Below are 17,074 nucleotides of genomic sequence, written 5' to 3'. Positions count from 1 at the left end.
GAGTTATCGGCAGGCAGGCCCATAAATTGAGCGGGTCGAGCTAAATTTATGGTCAGTCCTTGCCATGAATCAATGCTTATCGATCAAGCATCGGATAGGTGAACAGGCCGAAATGCACCAGATTCAGGCCGAAGTGGGTGATGAGCGCGGCTTGCAGGCCACCAAACCGATAAGCGATGCCATAGCCTGTGCCGGCCAGGCTTGCCAGCAATACCCACTCCCAGCCTGAGCCCACATGGGCAAGCCCGAACAGCATGGCAGCGATACCAATGGCAAGCGCGCCCCCAAACCATAGCCTGTTAAAGATTTGTTGCAGAGCGCCTTGCAGATAAACGCGGAAAAAAAGCTCTTCGGTCAATGAAACCAGTAATAAATTGTTCAGTAACCAGAGTATGCCGTGCTCCGGCCATTTCACAGCCCAGCCGGTGACGCCCAGCACGGCTGCCAGGCTCATGCACAGCACGCTGGTCATGATCAGGGCCAGCGAGGCAATTTTCAGCGAGCGGGCAAGGCCCACGGTCGGCAGCATCCATGGGCAGAACAGAAGCAGCCAGAAACCGATCAGCGGTTTGTCCAGATTCAGGTTCATGGAGAAGGGCGCAGCATCAGGACTGAAGCGGGCCGCGTCGTACACCTGTGCGCTGTTGAAACCGGGCAGCCAATGGCTGGCCAGTGCTATGCCCGTGACGATGAAGATTGCATGTCCGAGCAGGCGGATGCTTTTGTGTTCCGACAGCCTGACACAAAGCCCGGCAACCAGCAGAAGGCCGACGGCCAGGGCCGCCGACCACTGCAATTGGCCGTAGAACAGTGCAATGCCATACCCGACGCAGAGCAGGCTGAAAAAGACCCGGTGCCTTGGCGCCATGGGGAATCTCCTGAAATAGAGCGGGAGATTCTATGGGAGTTTTGCCCATGATTTTGCAGCTTGTGCAAACTCTGGCTTGTGCAGCCTGTGGGCCCGGCCCTGGCAGCCCCCCGGTGTCGGGTTTTTCGCGAATGAATTCGCTACCTGCCGAGCCTTCAAGGCCCGGCAGGAGCGTTCTTGCCCGCGGCGGGGAATGGCCTCAGGACGCAATCAACTGCCTCAACACATAATGCAGAATCCCTCCCGACTTGAAGTATTCCACTTCATTGAGGGTATCGATCCGGCACAACACTTCCAGGCTTTCCTGGCTGCCGTCTTCACGGGTGATCTGCAGAGTCAGGTTCATGCCAGGACGCACATCGGCACCGGTCAGGCCGCTGATTGCCAGCGTCTCCTTGCCGGTGAGCTTCAGGGATTTGCGGTTCTGGGCATTCTTGAATTGCAGGGGCAACACGCCCATGCCGACCAGATTGGAGCGATGGATCCGTTCAAAGCTTTCGGCAATGACGGCCTTTACGCCCAGAAGGTTGGTGCCCTTGGCTGCCCAGTCGCGGCTGGAGCCGGTGCCGTATTCCTGGCCCGCGATGATCACCAGCGGTGTGCCTTCTGCCTGATAACGCATGGCAGCATCGTAGATGGCCAGTTTCTCGCCGCTGGGTACATGCAGGGTATTACCGCCTTCCTCGCCGCCGAGCATTTCGTTGCGGATACGAATATTGGCAAAGGTGCCGCGCATCATCACTTCATGGTTGCCGCGGCGTGATCCGTAGGAGTTGAAGTCCTTGGGTTCGACGCCCTGATCGCGCAGGTAACGTCCGGCCGGGCTTTCGGACTTGATATTGCCCGCCGGGGAAATATGGTCGGTGGTGACCGAATCCCCCAGTAACGCCAGAACCCGAGCACCCTGGATATCCTCGATCACTGGCAAGGGACCGGAAATCTCTTCAAAGAACGGCGGGTGTTGAATGTAGGTGGAATCCTCCTGCCAGACATAGGTGGCGGCCTGCGGGACTTCGATGGCTTGCCATTGTTCGTCACCGGCGAACACCTCGGCATATTCCTTGTGGAACATACCAGTGTTGACGTTTTCCACGGCCTCGGCGATTTCTTTCTGGCTGGGCCAGATATCGCGCAGGTAGACCGGCTTGCCATCTGAGCCTTCACCCAGGGGGTCGCTGCTGATGTCGATGCGCACCGTACCGGCCAGCGCATAAGCCACCACCAGCGGTGGCGAGGCCAGCCAGTTGGTCTTGACCAGTGGATGCACGCGGCCCTCGAAGTTGCGATTGCCGGACAACACCGAGGCCACGGTCAGGTCCGAGTTCTGGATGGCGTTTTCTATGGGCGCGAGCAATGGCCCGGAGTTGCCGATGCAAGTGGTGCAGCCATAACCCACCAGATCGAAACCCAACGCATCGAGGTATTGAGTCAGGCCGGCTGCCTGATAGTAATCGGTGACCACCTTGGAACCGGGCGCCAGCGAGCTTTTCACCCATGGCTTGCGCGTGAGGCCTTTCTCCACGGCTTTTTTCGCCACCAGCCCGGCGGCCATCATCACGCTGGGGTTGGAGGTATTGGTGCAGGAAGTGATGGCAGCGATGACCACCGCGCCGTTTTTCAACCGGTAAGTCTGGCCGTTGTGCTCGTACTCGGCTTCTCCACTGACTTGCACGGCATTGCCCACCGCCACGCCGCCACCGCCTTCGCTTTCCAGGCGGCCTTCTTCAGTACGCGCCGGTTTGACCTGCAGCCCGAGGAAATCATTGAATGCCTCGGCGACCGCCGGCAGATCGACCCGGTCCTGTGGACGTTTAGGCCCTGCCAGGCTGGCCTGCACGGTGCCCATGTCCAGTTCCAGGCTGTCGGTGAAAACCGGCTCCTTGCCCGGCAGTCGCCACAGGCCTTGTGCCTTACAGTAGGCTTCGACCAGCTTCACGGTTTCATCCGGGCGTCCGGACAGCCGCAGGTAATCCAGTGTCACCTCGTCCACCGGGAAGAAGCCGCAGGTTGCGCCATATTCGGGAGCCATGTTGGCAATGGTCGCGCGGTCAGCCAGTGGCAGTTCGGCCAGCCCGTCGCCATAGAACTCGACGAACTTGCCGACCACGCCTTTCTTGCGCAGCATCTGGGTGACGGTCAGCACCAGGTCGGTGGCCGTAATGCCTTCGTTGAGCTTGCCGGTCAGTTTGAAGCCGATCACTTCCGGAATCAGCATCGAAACCGGCTGGCCGAGCATGGCCGCTTCGGCTTCGATTCCGCCAACGCCCCAGCCCAGCACACCCAGGCCGTTGATCATGGTGGTGTGCGAGTCGGTACCGACCAGAGTGTCGGGGAAGGCGTAAGTGCGGCCATCCTCTTCCTTGGTCCAGACCGTGCGGCCCAGGTATTCCAGATTCACCTGGTGGCAGATCCCGGTTCCCGGCGGTACGACGCTGAAATTGTCGAAGGCGCTCTGGCCCCAGCGCAGGAAGGCATAACGCTCGCCGTTGCGCTGCATTTCAATCTCGACGTTGTCGCTGAAGGCTTCGGTATCGCCGAACCGGTCGACCATGACCGAGTGATCGATGACCAGATCGACGGGCGACAACGGATTGATACGCTGCGGATCGCCACCGGCCTTGGCCACGGCGGCGCGCATGGCCGCCAGATCGACCACGGCAGGCACGCCGGTAAAGTCCTGCATCAATACCCGGGCAGGACGATATTGAATTTCGCGGTCCGAGCGGCGTTCGCCCAGCCAGGCGACGAGCGCCTTGAGGTCGGTGGCGCTGACGGTCTTGTCGTCTTCCCAGCGCAGCAGGTTTTCCAGCAGGACCTTGAGCGACATGGGCAGCCGGTCCAGCTCGCCGAGTGACCTGGCGGCTTCCGGCAGGCTGAAGTAGTGATAGGTCTTGTTATCGATTTCCAGTGTTTTCAGGCTTTTCAGGCTATCTAGGGAGGGCATGAACGACTCCTTGAAGAGTTTATTGCAAGCCTCAGGGTGCAGACTCCATAAGCAACAGGTCGGGAGCGCAGTGTGAGGCTCGACATGTTGTGGACTGTCGAGCCGCGCCAGTGGTTCCTGATTCAGCTATCATGCGCGGCTTTCAAGTCTGTGGGGCCGGGAGTAACCGAATGAATACGCTGTTTATGCACTGCCGACCCGGTTTTGAAGGCGAAGTCTGCTCGGAGATCGCCGATCATGCCGCCCGCCTGAACGTGGCCGGCTATGCGAAGGCCAAGCCCGATACCGCCTGCGCCGAATTTATCTGCACAGAAGCGGACGGTGCCGAGCGGCTGATGAACGGGCAGCGTTTCGAGCGCTTGATCTTCCCTCGCCAGTGGGCGCGTGGCGTCTTTCTCGACCTGCCTGAAACCGACCGTATCAGCGTGATCCTGGCGCACATGTCGACTTTTCCGGTGTTCGGCAGTGTGTGGCTGGAAGTGGTGGACACCAACGATGGCAAGGAGCTGTCGAACTTCTGTAAAAAATTCGAAGTGCCGCTGCGCAAGGCGCTGATCCAGGCGGGCAAGCTGGTGGACGATGCGCGCAAGCCGCGTCTGCTGCTGACCTTCAAGAGCGGTCGGGAAGTGTTTCTCGGCATGGCTGATGCGGATAACTCGGCGATGTGGCCCATGGGTATTCCGCGCCTGAAGTTTCCGCGCGAAGCGCCAAGCCGCTCGACCCTGAAGCTTGAAGAAGCCTGGCACCATTTCATCCCGCGCCAGGAGTGGGATGAGCGTCTGTCCAGTGACATGACCGGTGTCGACCTCGGCGCTGCGCCGGGTGGCTGGACCTATCAACTGGTGCGTCGCGGCATGCTGGTGACGGCCATCGATAACGGACCCATGGCCGAGAGCCTGATGGACACCGGGCTGGTGCAGCATCTGATGGCCGACGGTTTTACCTACAAGCCTCGTCAGACCGTGGACTGGATGGTCTGCGACATTGTCGAAAAACCTGCGCGCAATGCCGCCTTGCTGGAAACCTGGCTGGGCGAGGGCCTGTGTCGCGAGGCGGTGGTCAATCTCAAGTTGCCGATGAAACAGCGCTACGCTGAGGTGCGGCGTCTGCTTGAGCGTATCGAGGAAGGTTTCCAGGCGCGCGGCGTCAGGGTTTCGATTGGCTGCAAGCAGCTTTATCACGACCGTGAGGAAGTGACCTGTCACCTGCGCCGGCTGGACGTTGCCAAGGTAACCCGGCCGCGCAAGGGCTGATTGGCCTGATTGAATCAATTGAGCGACAATTGCCGCCAGTTTCTGGAGTGTTCCATGTCTGAATCCATCGAAAGCCAGCCCGTTGATGCAACCCTGGATGCCAGCGGCCTCAATTGTCCTGAACCTGTGATGATGTTGCACCAGAAGGTTCGCGACCTGCAGGCTGGCGGTCTGCTCAAGGTGATCGCCACGGATCCTTCGACCCGTCGCGACATTCCCAAATTCTGTGTGTTTCTCGGCCATGAACTGGTCGCGCAACAGGCCGATGGCGGAACGTTTCTCTACTGGATCCGCAAGAAACAGGATTGAGGCCGTCTGCCAGTCCTGATCCCGGATCGCTTCCCCTCAGTTACCAGAGAGTCTTTCATGCGCATTGTCGCTGACGAAAACATCCCGCTGCTCGATGCTTTTTTTGCCGGTTTTGGCGAGATACGCCGCCTGCCGGGGCGTACCATCGACCGGGCGGCGGTTGCCGATGCCGATATCCTGCTGGTGCGCTCGGTGACCAATGTCGACCGCGCCATGCTCGAAGGCAGTTCGGTGCGTTTCGTCGGCACCTGCACCATTGGTACCGACCATCTGGATCTGGAGTACTTCGGGCAGGCGGCCATTCAGTGGTCCAGCGCGCCGGGCTGCAATGCCCGCGGAGTTGTGGACTATGTGCTGGGCAGCCTGCTGACCCTGGCCGAAATCGAAGGTGCGGACCTCCGGCAGCGTACTTACGGTGTCGTTGGCGCAGGCGAGGTCGGTGGGCGCCTGATCAAGGTGCTGAAGGCGCTGGGCTGGAACGTGCTGGTGTGTGACCCGCCACGCGCTGGCGAGGGCAGTGAGTTCGTCACTCTGGACGAGATTGTGGAACGCTGCGATGTCATCAGCCTGCATACGCCATTGACCCGAAAAGGCGAGCAACCCACCTGGCACTTGTTTGACGAGTCGCGCTTGCGCCAGCTCAGGCAAGGCACCTGGCTGATCAATGCCAGCCGCGGTGCGGTGGTCGACAATGTGGCACTGCATGATGTGCTGCTGGAGCGTGAAGACCTGCAGGCGGTGCTGGATGTCTGGGAAGGCGAGCCGCAGGTCAATGTCGCGCTGGCGGACCTGTGCGTGATCGGTACGCCGCATATTGCCGGCTACAGCCTCGATGGCAGGCAGCGTGGCACGGCACAGATCTATCAGGCGCTCTGTGCCTTTCTCGCTCAGCCGGCCAGCATTCGCCTGGAGGATCTGCTGCCACGGCCATGGCTGGCGCAGGTCCATCTGGACGGGCAGACCGATCCGGCCTGGGCGCTGAACATGCTGTGTCGGGGTGTTTATGATCCGCGTCGCGACGATGCCGATTTTCGTCGCAGTCTGGTGGGCGATACCGCCAGTCAGCGGCTGGCCTTTGACGCCTTGCGCAAACATTACCCGCCACGTCGGGAAATCCAGGGGCTGAAGGTCTGTCTGGAGGGTGAGTCCGAGGTGTTGAGGCAGATGGTCCTGGCGCTGGATGCTGTACTGGTCTGAGCCGATACGGATTGCAAGACAGAAAAAACCCGACACAAGGTCGGGTTCTGAAAAAGGGGCAGTACTTAGGCTTGCTGGCCTGGTGTGACCCAGGATTTTTCAAGTTCCTGGCACGCAGCCTGGACCATTTCTTCGGTAATCAGGACTTCATGTCCGTCCGGGTCAAGCACAGCGCCGCCTACTGGAAGGTCGGGGGTGGCTCGAACGACCTGGACTTGATTGCTGCTTTCTTGCGCGCTCATAGCCTTTCTCCTTGATCAGGTGTGACATCTAAACTATCCGCATTTAATGACCGTGCAATGACAGCTCAGGTTCAAACGGAATCCCAGTGCACCAGAAATGATATAAAACTGCCAGTTTTTGCTTAGATCAATCCCTTCCAAAAACGACGCAAGGCGGCATAAAGCCAGGCTTTCCTGATCCCGATACAGGTTTACTTATCATGTCGTCAGTGTTTTCCATCTTTCAGCGGCCCGCCATTCGCCTGGCGCGCAGCTTCATTTCCCCCTATCGCTGGCAGGTCCTGGGCGCATTGGTGGCTTTGGTTATTACCGCCAGCCTCATGCTGTTCATGGGCCAGGGCATCAAGATGATCGTGGATCAGGGCGTCGCGACCGGTTCTGTCGAACTGCTCGAACGTTCGATCGGTTTTTTCCTGCTGGTAACGGTGGGATTGGCGATTGGTACCTTTACTCGTTTCTATCTGGTGTCGTGGATTGGCGAACGTGTGGTGGCGGATCTGCGCAATCGTGTATTCGAGCACCTTATCAACCTGCATCCTGCCTTCTACGAGAATAACCGCAGCTCGGAAATCCAGTCGCGGCTGACGGCAGATACCACCTTGCTGCAGTCGGTAGTGGGTTCTTCTCTGTCGGTATTTCTGCGCAGTTCGCTGATGGTGATAGGCGGCATCATTCTGTTGTTCATCACCAATCCGAAGCTGACCAGTATCGTGGTGCTTACTCTGCCGCTGGTGATCGTGCCGATTCTGGTATTCGGTCGTCGAGTGCGGCGCCTGTCCCGCGAGACGCAGGACAGGGTGGCGGATGTGGGCAGCTACGTTGCCGAGGCACTGCGGCAGATCAAGACGGTTCAGGCGTATAACCATCAGGAACATGACAAGGCGCATTTTTCACGAACGGTCGAGAAGGCTTTCGGCACGGCCCGGGCCTATATCCTGCAACGGGCCTGGCTGGTGACGGTGGTGATTGCGCTGGTGCTGGGTGCGGTGAGCGTGATTCTGTGGGTTGGCGGGATGGACGTGATCAACGGCACCATCAGCAGCGGCGAGCTGGCGGCCTTCCTGTTCTATGCGCTGCTGGTGGGCACGGCCTTTGGCTCGCTGAGCGAGGTGATTGGCGAGTTGCAGCGTGGTGTGGGGGCTGCCGAGCGTATTGGCGAACTGCTGCAGATTCGCAGCGAAATCACGCCACCTGCCAATGGCCTCCTGAGTCTGCCGCCCAGAGTCAGTGGCCGACTGGCATTGGAGAATGTGAGTTTTGCCTACCCGTCACGGCTTGAACACAATGCCGTCGATGATTTGACTCTGGATATCACCGCCGGGGAAACCATCGCGCTGGTCGGTCCGTCCGGCGCGGGCAAGTCAACGCTGTTCGATCTGCTGCTGCGCTTCTACGACCCTCAGCAGGGGCGCATCCTGATCGAGGGTACGCCGATTCTGCAGCTTGATCCGCAGGATCTGCGGCGCAACTTTGCCCTTGTCTCACAGACGCCTGCGCTGTTCTTTGGCAGTGTCGAAGACAACATTCGCTATGGCAACTCGCAGGCCAGCACCGAGCAGGTGGAAGCCGCTGCGCGGATTGCCCATGCCCACGAATTCATCATGCAGATGGCCGATGGTTACCAGACGCATCTGGGGGAGGGTGGCCTGGGGTTGTCCGGCGGTCAGAGGCAGCGTCTGGCGATTGCCCGGGCATTGCTGGTCGATGCCCCGATCCTGTTGCTGGACGAAGCCACCAGTGCGCTGGATGCGCAAAGCGAACACCTTATCCAGCAGGCGCTACCCAGCCTGATGAAAGGCCGCACGACGCTGGTGATCGCCCATCGACTGGCTACCGTGCAGAATGCCGACCGCATTGCCGTGATCGATCAGGGCCGTCTGGTAGCAGTGGGAACCCATCAGCAACTGATCGCCAGCAACCCGCTGTATGCGCGTCTGGCGGCGTTGCAGTTCAATGTGCAGATGGAAGAGGTGGGCTGAGGCATTGGCAGGCTGCGTGTCTGGCACGCAGCCCCGGCTGGCTTAACGGTATTCGCACAGGTAAGCGGTATCGACACTCACCTTCAACTGAAACTTGCTGTTGGCCGGTACATTGAACTGGCTGCCGCTGCTGAAGGTTTCCCAATCCGTGCTGTCCGGTAGCTTGACGACCAGTTCGCCGGAAATCACGTGCATGATTTCACGCTGCGCAGTGCCGAACTCATATTCGCCCGCTGCCATCACGCCAATCGTGGCCTGGCCTTCGGTCTGGCTGAAAGCGATGGATTTGACAGTGCCGTCGAAGTACTCATTGACCTTGAACATGCGAGATTCCTTGATGAAAGGGCTGAAAAGAGGCGAATAGTATGCCCAAGGTATCAAGCATCGTCACTTGGCAATCCTGATATTCAATTGGGAAGAATCAGCGGCAACAATCGGGCGGTGTTACGCGCATCGACCAGCGCCCGGTGCTGCTGTCCACTGAACTGCATGCCGGCCAGTTGCAATGCGCTGTTGAGCCCCGGTGGACGCTGTAATTGCCGGGCATCGGCGAAGCGCTGCTTGAGGTTTACATAAGGCATGTTGCTCAGGGCGCTTTCCAGGCTGTGTTGGCGCCATTGTTCTTCCAGTTGCTTGCGATCGTAATCACCCCAACTGGCCCAGCCGACCAGACGTGCCTGATGATGGCTCAGCCAGCGTTCAAATTGTGGCCAGACACTGGTCAGGGGAGCGGCGCTGTCGATATTGCTCTGGCTGATATGGGTCAGTTCCCGGCAGAAGTGCGTCAGCAAGGGGCGGCGTGCCGGGCGTACGAAGCGCTCGAAATGATCCAGCTCACGTCCGTCCTGATTCACCAGCGTTGCGCCGATTTCGATGATTTCCATTTCTGCGACCGGCCATCCGCCTTCCTCGGTAGTAGCCTCCAGGTCGATCACCAGCCAATGCGGCATTATGAAGCTCCCATCCAACAGTTTTAGTGAGTGCAGAGTAGCCATATTCACTCGGCTACGCTCTATTAGACTTTCTACGAAAGTGGCTGTGCTCGGTGATGCTGCGTTAAAAACAGGCTCGGAATGCTCATTTACAACACGTAAAGTCGAGCGCGACTCCGACCGTTCCTCGCCTGTTTTTGCCTTGCGTGACCTTCGATAACCGACTTTTCGTACAAAGCCTGGGTTTGCCTGGTTTTTACCTGTACACCAATCGACCGCTGAATATTCCATGGGTGCCTTGGTTTTTGGGGCAATCTGCAGTCCGTTTTTCAGAGCGGATACAATTCTGCCGATTGCTGTTGTTTAAACCGCTGAAAACGCATAGCGTGTGGCGTTTTTGACCGATGCCTTTTCATGAAGATGCACGCAGTGATAACCGATGTGTTGTTGCGTAAGGGAGCGATGCTGATCGGCGCGCTGTTATTGAGCTGGCAGGTCGAAGCCGCTCAAGTCGTGCGGGTTGCGGCTGTGCATTTTCCGCCCTATATGATTCGCCCCGAAAAGGGCAACGATACCGGGCTCCTGCCCAAGCTTATCGAGGCCCTGAATGCCAGTCAGCGCGACTACGAATTTGTGGTAGTGCCGACTTCCGTGCAGCGCCGCTTTCGTGACTTTGCCCAGGGTCGCTTCGACATCGCCATTTTTGAAAACCCCGACTGGGGCTGGAAAAATGTGTCCTATGATCTGGTGGACATGGGTCTGGAAGATGCCGAGGTCTTTGTCGCCCGGCGCATCGAGGGGCGTCAGCAGAGTTATTTCAATGATCTGTCCGATAAGCGTCTGGCCCTGTTCAGCGGTTATCACTATGGTTTCGCCAACTTCAATGCCGACCAGAAGTACCTGAGCGAGAACTTCAACGTCACCTCGACCTATTCCCATGACAGCAATCTATTGATGGTCTTGCGCGGGCGTGTGGATATCGCGCCGGTGACCCGCTCTTATCTGGTGGACTTCATGGCCCACAACCAGAGCGAAGCCGAACAGTTTCTGGTTTCCGAACGGGTTGACCAGCTTTACCGTCAGTACGCACTGCTGAATCCGGGCGGTAGCATCAGCGCGAAACAGTTTGACCGGTTGCTGCAGCAATTGCGGGATGACGGGCAGTTCGCGAAAATCTTCGAGCCACTGCACATCAAGGTATTGGTCGTGCCTCCTTACTCGGCTGACAAGGCAGCGAGCAAGAAGGTCGCGAAGTGAGAGAGGGACGGGATCATCACTGATCCTTGGCTTCCTTGGCATCCATCTCGGCATTACGTTCGTGAACCCGCTTTAGCTGCTCCTCGGTCAGGGGCAGTTTTTGCGCGGTGTCGCGCAGTAGCATCAGGCCTCCGACGATGGAGCCAATTGCAACGATCAGAATCAACCAGGCATACCAGGGCATAGCACTCTCCTTGTAGTCATAACCGGTTTGAGCAAGGGGCTGCCCAATGGTTCAAGTGTATGCGCTCTGCAAGGGCCGCGTGAAACCATGATGGTTGCACGCGGCCTTTGATGTTTACGAGCCGGTCAGCATTGCGTCGGCAGGGGCGTTGGCACGGGACTGGGCGGTCAGGCTGAAGTAGATGAAGCCTACTGCCATGAAGCAGAGGAAGATAAAACCGATCAGCAGGTTGAACCAGGTCATTGCCACCAGGCACACCACGGCCAGCGCCAGGGCGATGCCTGGAACGATCGGGTAGCCGGGCGCACGGAAGCTGCGTTCCAGCAACGGTTCGGTCTTGCGCAGTTTGAACAGGCTGAGCATGCTCATGATGTACATCACGATGGCGCCGAAGACCGCCATGGTGATCATGGCCGCCGTCAGGCTCATGCCGTTCAGGTTGATCAGGCCGTCGCTGTAGATCGCTGCAATGCCGATCAGGCCACCGGCAATGGTTGCCCGGTGCGGCGTCTGGAAGCGTGACAGCTTGGCCAGTGAAGAGGGCAGGTAACCGGCACGTGCCAGGGCGAAGAACTGCCGCGAGTAGCCCAGGATGATCCCGTGGAAACTGGCGACCAGACCGAACAGGCCGATCCAGACCAGCATGTGCAGCCAGCCGGAGTTTTCACCAACCACTGTTTTCATGGCCTGCGGCAGCGGATCGTTGATGTTGGACAGTGTGCGCCAGTCGCCCACGCCGCCTGCAAACAGCATCACGCCGATGGCCAGGACCACCAGGGTCAGAATGCCGCTGACGTAGGCCTTGGGGATGGTGCGTTTGGGGTCCTTGGCTTCTTCGGCCGCCATGGCTGCGCCTTCGATGGCCAGGAAGAACCAGATCGCGAACGGGATCGCGGCAAACATGCCGGCAATCGCCCCCGGACCAAAGGTGCTGGAGCCCGCCCAGCCATGCAGGGCAAAGTTGCTGAAGCTGAATGCGGGAGCCACTACGCCCATGAATACCAGCAGTTCGGCCACGGCGAGGATGCACACTACCAGCTCAAAGGTCGCAGCCAGTTTCACGCCGAGAATATTGAGGGTCATGAACACGACGTAGGCGCCGACTGCCGCAAGCTTGGGGTCCAGGGTCGGATACTGCACGTTCAGGTAGGCGCCGATGGCCAGGGCAATCGCCGGTGGCGCAAAGACAAACTCGATCAGCGTGGCCATGCCGGCGATCAAGCCCCCTTTTTCTCCGAATGCGCGGCGGCTATAGGCGAATGGCCCGCCTGCGTGGGGAATGGCGGTGGTCAGTTCGGTGAAACTGAAGATGAAGCAGGTGTACATCGTGGCGACCATCAAGGCCGTGACCAGAAAGCCGAGGGTTCCCGCCACGCCCCAGCCGTAACTCCAGCCGAAGTATTCTCCGGAAATCACCAGTCCGACAGCGATCCCCCACAAATGAAGCGTGCCCAGCGTTGGCTTGAGTTGCTGACTCATGTGTTTCTCCCTGAGGGTCCTTGAAATATCTTTTTACAGGTTGCAGGCTCCGTGCCAGTGCATGAATCACCGTCGTATTGCTTCAAAAAAGGTCGTTTGCAGAACGACTCGGGCGGCTGGCTTTGCTTCTTGTACCGGTTTGGTGCGTGGCGTTACCGTGGGGAACGCTGTCAGTGCGCAATGTTTTTGCCGATTCAGCCTCTTGTGGTGATCGGTAAAGCAGCAAAGCGACAAAGTGGCGCGTGCAAATAGCGATCACCGGGTCCCGCCGATCTGCAGGTTCGGCTACAATGCGCGCCGATTTCGACTTACCTGAGAACCCGCTCATGTCCGCCTGCCAGACTCCTGTCATCGTCGCCCTGGATTTTCCGACCCGTGACGCCGCCTTACGGCTGGCTGACCAGCTCGATCCGAAACTGTGCCGGGTCAAGGTCGGCAAGGAGCTGTTCACCAGTTGTGCCTCGGATATCGTCGAAACCCTGCGCGACAAGGGCTTCGAGGTGTTTCTGGACCTCAAATTCCACGACATTCCCAACACCACCGCCATGGCCGTCAAGGCTGCGGCAGAAATGGGCGTATGGATGGTCAACGTGCATTGCTCCGGTGGCCTGCGCATGATGTCGGCGTGCCGTGAAGAGCTGGAAAAGCGCAGCGGTCCCCAGCCGTTGCTGATCGGGGTGACCGTACTGACCAGCATGGAGCGCGAAGATCTGGCCGGTATCGGCCTGGACATCGACCCGCAGGTGCAGGTGCTGCGCCTGGCTGCGTTGGCGGAAAAGGCCGGCATGGACGGTCTGGTGTGTTCGGCGCTGGAAGCCCGGGCCTTGAAGACTGCTCACCCGTCGCTGCAACTGGTCACTCCCGGCATTCGCCCGGCAGGCAGCGCCCAGGACGACCAGCGTCGTATCCTGACACCGCGTCAGGCGCTGGATGCAGGTTCCGACTATCTGGTGATTGGCCGCCCGATCAGCCAGGCCGCCGATCCGGCCCAGGCCCTGGCAGCGGTGGTTGCCGAGCTGCAGTAAACCTGTTGTTCGCGAATGAATTCGCTCCCGCGGTGCGGGAGCGAACTTATTCTCGAAGGAATTAAACCTTCAAGACCAGCTTGCCGAAATTCTCGCCGCTGAACAGCTTGAGCAGGGTTTCCGGGAAGGTTTCCAGGTCTTCGACGATATGCTCGCGGCTCTTGAGCTTGCCTTCGGCCATCCAGCCGGCCATTTCCTGACTGGCTTCGGCGAACTGCGAGGCGTAGTCGAGGACCACGAAGCCTTCCATGCGAGCGCGATTGACCAGCAGCGACAGGTAGTTGCTCGGGCCTTTGACCGGTGACGTGTTGTTGTACTGGCTGATGGCGCCACAGATTACGACACGGGCCTTGGGTGCCAGGCGGCTGAGCACTGCATCCAGAATGTCGCCGCCAACGTTATCGAAAAACACGTCCACGCCTTTCGGGCATTCGCGTTTCAGGCCTGCCAGCACGTCTTCGCTCTTGTAGTCGATCACGCCGTCGAAACCCAGTTCATCGATCAGCGAACTGCACTTTTCCTTGCCGCCCGCAATACCGATGACCCGGCAGCCCTTGAGCTTGGCGATTTGTCCGGCCACGCTGCCCACTGCACCGGCAGCCCCGGAAATCACCACGGTATCGCCGCTTTTCGGCGCGCCGACATCCAGCAAGGCGAAGTAGGCGGTCATGCCGGTCATGCCCAGCGCAGAAAGGTAGCGGGGCAGCGGGGCGAGTTTCGGGTCGACCTTGTAAAAACCTCTTGGCTCGCCGACGAAGTAATCCTGCACGCCCACCGAGCCTTGCACGTAGTCGCCTGCTGCGAACTGCGGGTTTTTCGATTCGAGCACTTCGCCCACGCCCAGGGCACGCATCACATGGCCCAGCTCAACCGGCGGAATATAGGATTTTCCTTCGTTCATCCAGCCACGCATGGCCGGGTCGAGGGACAGGAACTGGTTGCGCACCAGAATCTGCCCGTCTGCCACTTCTGCAACCGGGACTTCCTGAAACGTGAAGTTCTCTCTGCCGGGTTGGCCAACAGGTCGTTTGGCAAGCAGGAACTGGCGATTGGCAAGGGTGGTCATGGCGGGTCCTCAGTATGAAGAAGAAAGGCTGATTGAAGCCGTTGATGTCTGTTCAGGCAAGCAACGGTCATGCAGCGAATGCGGCTCTATCCAGCAGGATGATGCCAGTGGTCAGCTATTACGAAAGCTGTATGCGACTTGAGTCACCTGCATGGGTGCTCTACATTGCCCATTCATTGAGAGTCTGGATGGCCGGAATGTTCCCCACGAATTTACCCACCCTTTATCCCGGCGTGCTGCGTGCAGGCGATGCCGTTGCGCTGGTTTCCCCGGCCGGCCCGGTGGCTGCGCCGAAGATCGAAGCCGCAGTCGAGGTGCTCAAGGGCTGGGGTCTGCGTCCGCGCGTCTACCCGCATGCGCTGGGCAGGCATTCCTTTTATGCCGGCACTGACGAAGATCGTCTTGCCGATCTGAACAGCGCCCTTGCCGACCCGGAAATCCGTGCGGTCATCTGCAACCGCGGCGGTTACGGTACGCAGCGCATCATTGCGCAACTGGATATCGAGGCGGTTCGTCGTGACCCGAAACTGGTGACCGGGTTTTCCGATATCACGGCGCTGCATGGTGCGTTATGGGCTCATGCCCGACTGGCGAGCATTCATGGCCCGGTGGCGACCCAACTGGAGCGTGGCGGCCTGTTCGTCAGCGGCATGCGCCATGTACTGATGAGCAGCGAGCCGGTGCTGCTCAAGGCCGATCCGAAAGCCCCGACTGCCAGCGTACGTACCCAGGGCACGGCGCAGGGACTGTTGCTCGGCGGCAATCTGAGCATGCTCGGCACCTGTGTCGGTACGCCTTTCATGCCGGACCTGAGCGGCGCCATTCTGTTACTTGAGGATGTCGGCGAAGCAGCGTATCGGGTCGACCGCATGCTGACTCATCTGGGCAATTGCGGCATCCTGCAGCGCCTGGCCGGTGTGGCCGTGGGCGAATTCAGCGTGCCGGCCAACAGCGGTGGATCGATCAGCCCGGCCGATGTCTTGCTGGAGCGGCTGGGCCATTTGGGGATTCCAGTTCTCGGCGGGCTGCCGGTCGGACATGGCGACGTCAATCAGGCCGTGCCCCTGGGCACGCAGGCGATTCTCGACGCCGATGCCGGAACCTTGCTGGTGGCTGCGGCTGCGCGTTCTTGATCCTTAGTTGCTCTTGCGCAGGTTGAGTATCACCAGGGTCAGCACACCTGCAACGATTCCCCAGAGTGCCGAGCCAATCGAAAACAGGGTCAGGCCTGAGGCCGTGACCATAAAGGTGATAAGCGCCGCTTCACGTTCCCTGGGTTCGCTCATGGCGACGGTCAAGCCGTTGATGAGTGAGCCGAACAGCGCCAGCGCAGCAATCGACAGCACCAGTTCCTTGGGGAATGCAGCGAACAGCGCGGCCAGGGTCGCGCCGAACACGCCGGCGGCGGCATAGAAAATCCCGCACCAGACCGCTGCGGTGTAGCGCTTGCTCTTGTCTTCGTGAGCATTCGGGCTGGTGCAGATTGCAGCACTGATCGCCGCCAGATTGAGCCCGTGGCAGCCAAAAGGCGCGGTCAGTAGCGAGGTGATGCCCGTGGCTGAAATCAAGGGAGAGGAAGGCGTGTGGTAGCCGTCGGCGCGCAGCACGGCGATGCCCGGCATGTTCTGCGAAGTCATGGCCACCACGAACAACGGGATGCTGATACTGATGGTCGAGGCCAGCGAAAATGTCGGCGTGGTCCAGACCGGCATGGCCACTTCCAGCGTCAGGTCCTGGAAGTTCAGCAGCCCCAGCAGGCTGGAGGCGCCAATCCCCACCAGCAACGCCGCCAATACCGAGTAGCGTGGCGAAACCCGCTTGACCAGCAGATAGGTAAAGAACATGCCCAGTACCAGGCTGGTGCGGTGCTGGACGGCGATAAAGATATCGCTGCCGATCTTGAACAGGATGCCAGCCAGCAAGGCCGCCGCCAGAGAGGCTGGCAGACGTTTGACCAACCGCTCGAAACTGCCGGTCATGCCGCAGATGATGACCAGGATCGAACAGGTGATAAAGGCGCCAATCGCCTCTGGATAGCTCACGTCGCCCAGGGTCGTAATCAGCAAGGCGGCGCCGGGCGTCGACCAGGCCACGCTGATCGGCGCGCGATAACGCAACGACAGGCCGATGCTGCACACCGCCATGCCGATGAACATGGAAAGCAGCCAGGACGATACCTGGGCATTGGTCAGGCCGGCTGCCTGTCCGGCCTGGAGCATCAGCACCAGCGAACTGGTGCAGCCGGTCATCATGGCAATGAAGCCTGCGACCACGGCCGAAACGGAGGAATCAGCCAAAGGGCGTAAGGGCGCTTTGAGGGGCTCGTTCATGCAGGGCTT

General features: G+C 59.5%; 16 protein-coding genes. 7 read left to right on the top strand and 9 right to left on the bottom strand.

Annotated elements, in window-relative coordinates:
• Window positions 1-76: 76 nt before the first annotated feature.
• Window positions 77-868 (bottom strand): CPBP family intramembrane glutamic endopeptidase, encoded by a 792-nt coding sequence (locus ALQ04_RS22520; protein ID WP_122317937.1) that lies wholly within the window; start codon window positions 866-868, stop codon window positions 77-79.
• A 199-nt stretch (window positions 869-1,067) separates the two neighbouring features.
• Window positions 1,068-3,812: an aconitate hydratase AcnA gene (acnA, locus tag ALQ04_RS22515; RefSeq protein WP_122317936.1), complete on the bottom strand. Its 2,745-nt coding sequence runs from the start codon at window positions 3,810-3,812 to the stop codon at window positions 1,068-1,070.
• Window positions 3,813-3,982: 170 nt separating this feature from the next.
• On the opposite strand from acnA, the gene rlmM reads away from it, so the two are divergent.
• From rlmM to pdxB, 3 genes are read left to right on the top strand one after another with little or no spacing between them, the layout of a single operon-like run.
• Window positions 3,983-5,065, top strand: coding sequence for a 23S rRNA (cytidine(2498)-2'-O)-methyltransferase RlmM (gene rlmM, locus ALQ04_RS22510; RefSeq protein WP_122317935.1), 1,083 nt, complete (start codon window positions 3,983-3,985; stop codon window positions 5,063-5,065).
• A gap of 54 nt (window positions 5,066-5,119) precedes the next feature.
• Window positions 5,120-5,374 carry a sulfurtransferase TusA gene (gene tusA / locus ALQ04_RS22505; RefSeq protein WP_122317934.1) on the top strand — a complete coding sequence of 85 codons (255 nt, stop codon included), beginning with the start codon at window positions 5,120-5,122 and terminating at the stop codon, window positions 5,372-5,374.
• Between the two features lie 57 nt (window positions 5,375-5,431).
• Window positions 5,432-6,571, top strand: coding sequence for a 4-phosphoerythronate dehydrogenase PdxB (gene pdxB / locus ALQ04_RS22500; protein ID WP_122317933.1), 1,140 nt, complete (start codon window positions 5,432-5,434; stop codon window positions 6,569-6,571).
• A 65-nt stretch (window positions 6,572-6,636) separates the two neighbouring features.
• Here the strand turns inward: pdxB and ALQ04_RS26975 are convergent, their stop codons facing one another.
• Complete coding sequence (locus tag ALQ04_RS26975; RefSeq protein WP_183142253.1) at window positions 6,637-6,813, bottom strand: PA1571 family protein; 177 nt, start codon at window positions 6,811-6,813, stop codon at window positions 6,637-6,639.
• 200 nt (window positions 6,814-7,013) lie between these two features.
• Between ALQ04_RS26975 and ALQ04_RS22495 the strand changes: the two genes are divergently transcribed.
• Window positions 7,014-8,792, top strand: a complete 1,779-nt coding sequence (locus ALQ04_RS22495) for an ABC transporter transmembrane domain-containing protein (RefSeq protein ID WP_122317932.1) — start codon at window positions 7,014-7,016, stop codon at window positions 8,790-8,792.
• A gap of 42 nt (window positions 8,793-8,834) precedes the next feature.
• Here the strand turns inward: ALQ04_RS22495 and ALQ04_RS22490 are convergent, their stop codons facing one another.
• Together ALQ04_RS22490 and ALQ04_RS22485 are read right to left on the bottom strand one after the other, a co-directional pair.
• Window positions 8,835-9,116, bottom strand: coding sequence for a pyrimidine/purine nucleoside phosphorylase (locus tag ALQ04_RS22490; RefSeq protein ID WP_122317931.1), 282 nt, complete (start codon window positions 9,114-9,116; stop codon window positions 8,835-8,837).
• An 83-nt stretch (window positions 9,117-9,199) separates the two neighbouring features.
• The gene (locus ALQ04_RS22485; RefSeq protein ID WP_122317930.1) at window positions 9,200-9,742 is read right to left on the bottom strand and encodes an exonuclease domain-containing protein; all 543 of its coding nucleotides are present in this window, start codon (window positions 9,740-9,742) and stop codon (window positions 9,200-9,202) included.
• A 396-nt stretch (window positions 9,743-10,138) separates the two neighbouring features.
• Here ALQ04_RS22485 and ALQ04_RS22480 point away from each other — a divergent pair, with 396 nt between their 5' ends.
• Window positions 10,139-10,981, top strand: a complete 843-nt coding sequence (locus ALQ04_RS22480) for an ABC transporter substrate-binding protein (RefSeq protein WP_122317929.1) — start codon at window positions 10,139-10,141, stop codon at window positions 10,979-10,981.
• A 16-nt stretch (window positions 10,982-10,997) separates the two neighbouring features.
• Here ALQ04_RS22480 and ALQ04_RS22475 read toward each other — a convergent pair whose 3' ends face one another.
• Window positions 10,998-11,165, bottom strand: coding sequence for a DUF2897 family protein (locus tag ALQ04_RS22475; protein WP_122317928.1), 168 nt, complete (start codon window positions 11,163-11,165; stop codon window positions 10,998-11,000).
• Window positions 11,166-11,279: 114 nt separating this feature from the next.
• Window positions 11,280-12,644: an ethanolamine permease gene (eat, locus tag ALQ04_RS22470; protein WP_122317927.1), complete on the bottom strand. Its 1,365-nt coding sequence runs from the start codon at window positions 12,642-12,644 to the stop codon at window positions 11,280-11,282.
• Window positions 12,645-12,970: 326 nt separating this feature from the next.
• Between eat and pyrF the strand changes: the two genes are divergently transcribed.
• Window positions 12,971-13,669 (top strand): orotidine-5'-phosphate decarboxylase, encoded by a 699-nt coding sequence (gene pyrF, locus ALQ04_RS22465; RefSeq protein WP_183142252.1) that lies wholly within the window; start codon window positions 12,971-12,973, stop codon window positions 13,667-13,669.
• A 61-nt stretch (window positions 13,670-13,730) separates the two neighbouring features.
• On the opposite strand, the gene ALQ04_RS22460 is transcribed toward pyrF, so the two are convergent.
• Window positions 13,731-14,735, bottom strand: a complete 1,005-nt coding sequence (locus ALQ04_RS22460) for an NADP-dependent oxidoreductase (protein ID WP_122317925.1) — start codon at window positions 14,733-14,735, stop codon at window positions 13,731-13,733.
• A gap of 188 nt (window positions 14,736-14,923) precedes the next feature.
• Here ALQ04_RS22460 and ALQ04_RS22455 point away from each other — a divergent pair, with 188 nt between their 5' ends.
• Window positions 14,924-15,868, top strand: a complete 945-nt coding sequence (locus ALQ04_RS22455; protein ID WP_409077285.1) for an LD-carboxypeptidase — start codon at window positions 14,924-14,926, stop codon at window positions 15,866-15,868.
• Between the two features lie 3 nt (window positions 15,869-15,871).
• On the opposite strand, the gene ALQ04_RS22450 is transcribed toward ALQ04_RS22455, so the two are convergent.
• Window positions 15,872-17,065 (bottom strand): benzoate/H(+) symporter BenE family transporter, encoded by a 1,194-nt coding sequence (locus tag ALQ04_RS22450; RefSeq protein ID WP_122317924.1) that lies wholly within the window; start codon window positions 17,063-17,065, stop codon window positions 15,872-15,874.
• Window positions 17,066-17,074: the final 9 nt, after the last annotated feature.

It is taken from the genome of Pseudomonas cichorii (assembly GCF_003700275.1).
Classification (GTDB): domain Bacteria; phylum Pseudomonadota; class Gammaproteobacteria; order Pseudomonadales; family Pseudomonadaceae; genus Aquipseudomonas; species Aquipseudomonas cichorii_B.
Note: the sequence above shows the minus strand (reverse complement) of the source record. Positions and strands in the feature narration are given on the sequence as shown.

Coding starts and splice junctions, on each gene's coding strand:
- ALQ04_RS22490 (WP_122317931.1), bottom strand. CDS start 9,116: ATGTTCAAGGTCAATGAGTACTTCGACGGCACTGTCAAATCCATCGCT.
- ALQ04_RS22455 (WP_409077285.1), top strand. CDS start 14,924: ATGGCCGGAATGTTCCCCACGAATTTACCCACCCTTTATCCCGGCGTG.
- ALQ04_RS22495 (WP_122317932.1), top strand. CDS start 7,014: ATGTCGTCAGTGTTTTCCATCTTTCAGCGGCCCGCCATTCGCCTGGCG.
- acnA (WP_122317936.1), bottom strand. CDS start 3,812: ATGCCCTCCCTAGATAGCCTGAAAAGCCTGAAAACACTGGAAATCGAT.
- eat (WP_122317927.1), bottom strand. CDS start 12,644: ATGAGTCAGCAACTCAAGCCAACGCTGGGCACGCTTCATTTGTGGGGG.
- ALQ04_RS22485 (WP_122317930.1), bottom strand. CDS start 9,742: ATGCCGCATTGGCTGGTGATCGACCTGGAGGCTACTACCGAGGAAGGC.
- ALQ04_RS26975 (WP_183142253.1), bottom strand. CDS start 6,813: ATGAGCGCGCAAGAAAGCAGCAATCAAGTCCAGGTCGTTCGAGCCACC.
- ALQ04_RS22520 (WP_122317937.1), bottom strand. CDS start 868: ATGGCGCCAAGGCACCGGGTCTTTTTCAGCCTGCTCTGCGTCGGGTAT.
- rlmM (WP_122317935.1), top strand. CDS start 3,983: ATGAATACGCTGTTTATGCACTGCCGACCCGGTTTTGAAGGCGAAGTC.
- pyrF (WP_183142252.1), top strand. CDS start 12,971: ATGTCCGCCTGCCAGACTCCTGTCATCGTCGCCCTGGATTTTCCGACC.
- tusA (WP_122317934.1), top strand. CDS start 5,120: ATGTCTGAATCCATCGAAAGCCAGCCCGTTGATGCAACCCTGGATGCC.
- ALQ04_RS22480 (WP_122317929.1), top strand. CDS start 10,139: ATGAAGATGCACGCAGTGATAACCGATGTGTTGTTGCGTAAGGGAGCG.
- pdxB (WP_122317933.1), top strand. CDS start 5,432: ATGCGCATTGTCGCTGACGAAAACATCCCGCTGCTCGATGCTTTTTTT.
- ALQ04_RS22475 (WP_122317928.1), bottom strand. CDS start 11,165: ATGCCCTGGTATGCCTGGTTGATTCTGATCGTTGCAATTGGCTCCATC.
- ALQ04_RS22460 (WP_122317925.1), bottom strand. CDS start 14,735: ATGACCACCCTTGCCAATCGCCAGTTCCTGCTTGCCAAACGACCTGTT.
- ALQ04_RS22450 (WP_122317924.1), bottom strand. CDS start 17,065: ATGAACGAGCCCCTCAAAGCGCCCTTACGCCCTTTGGCTGATTCCTCC.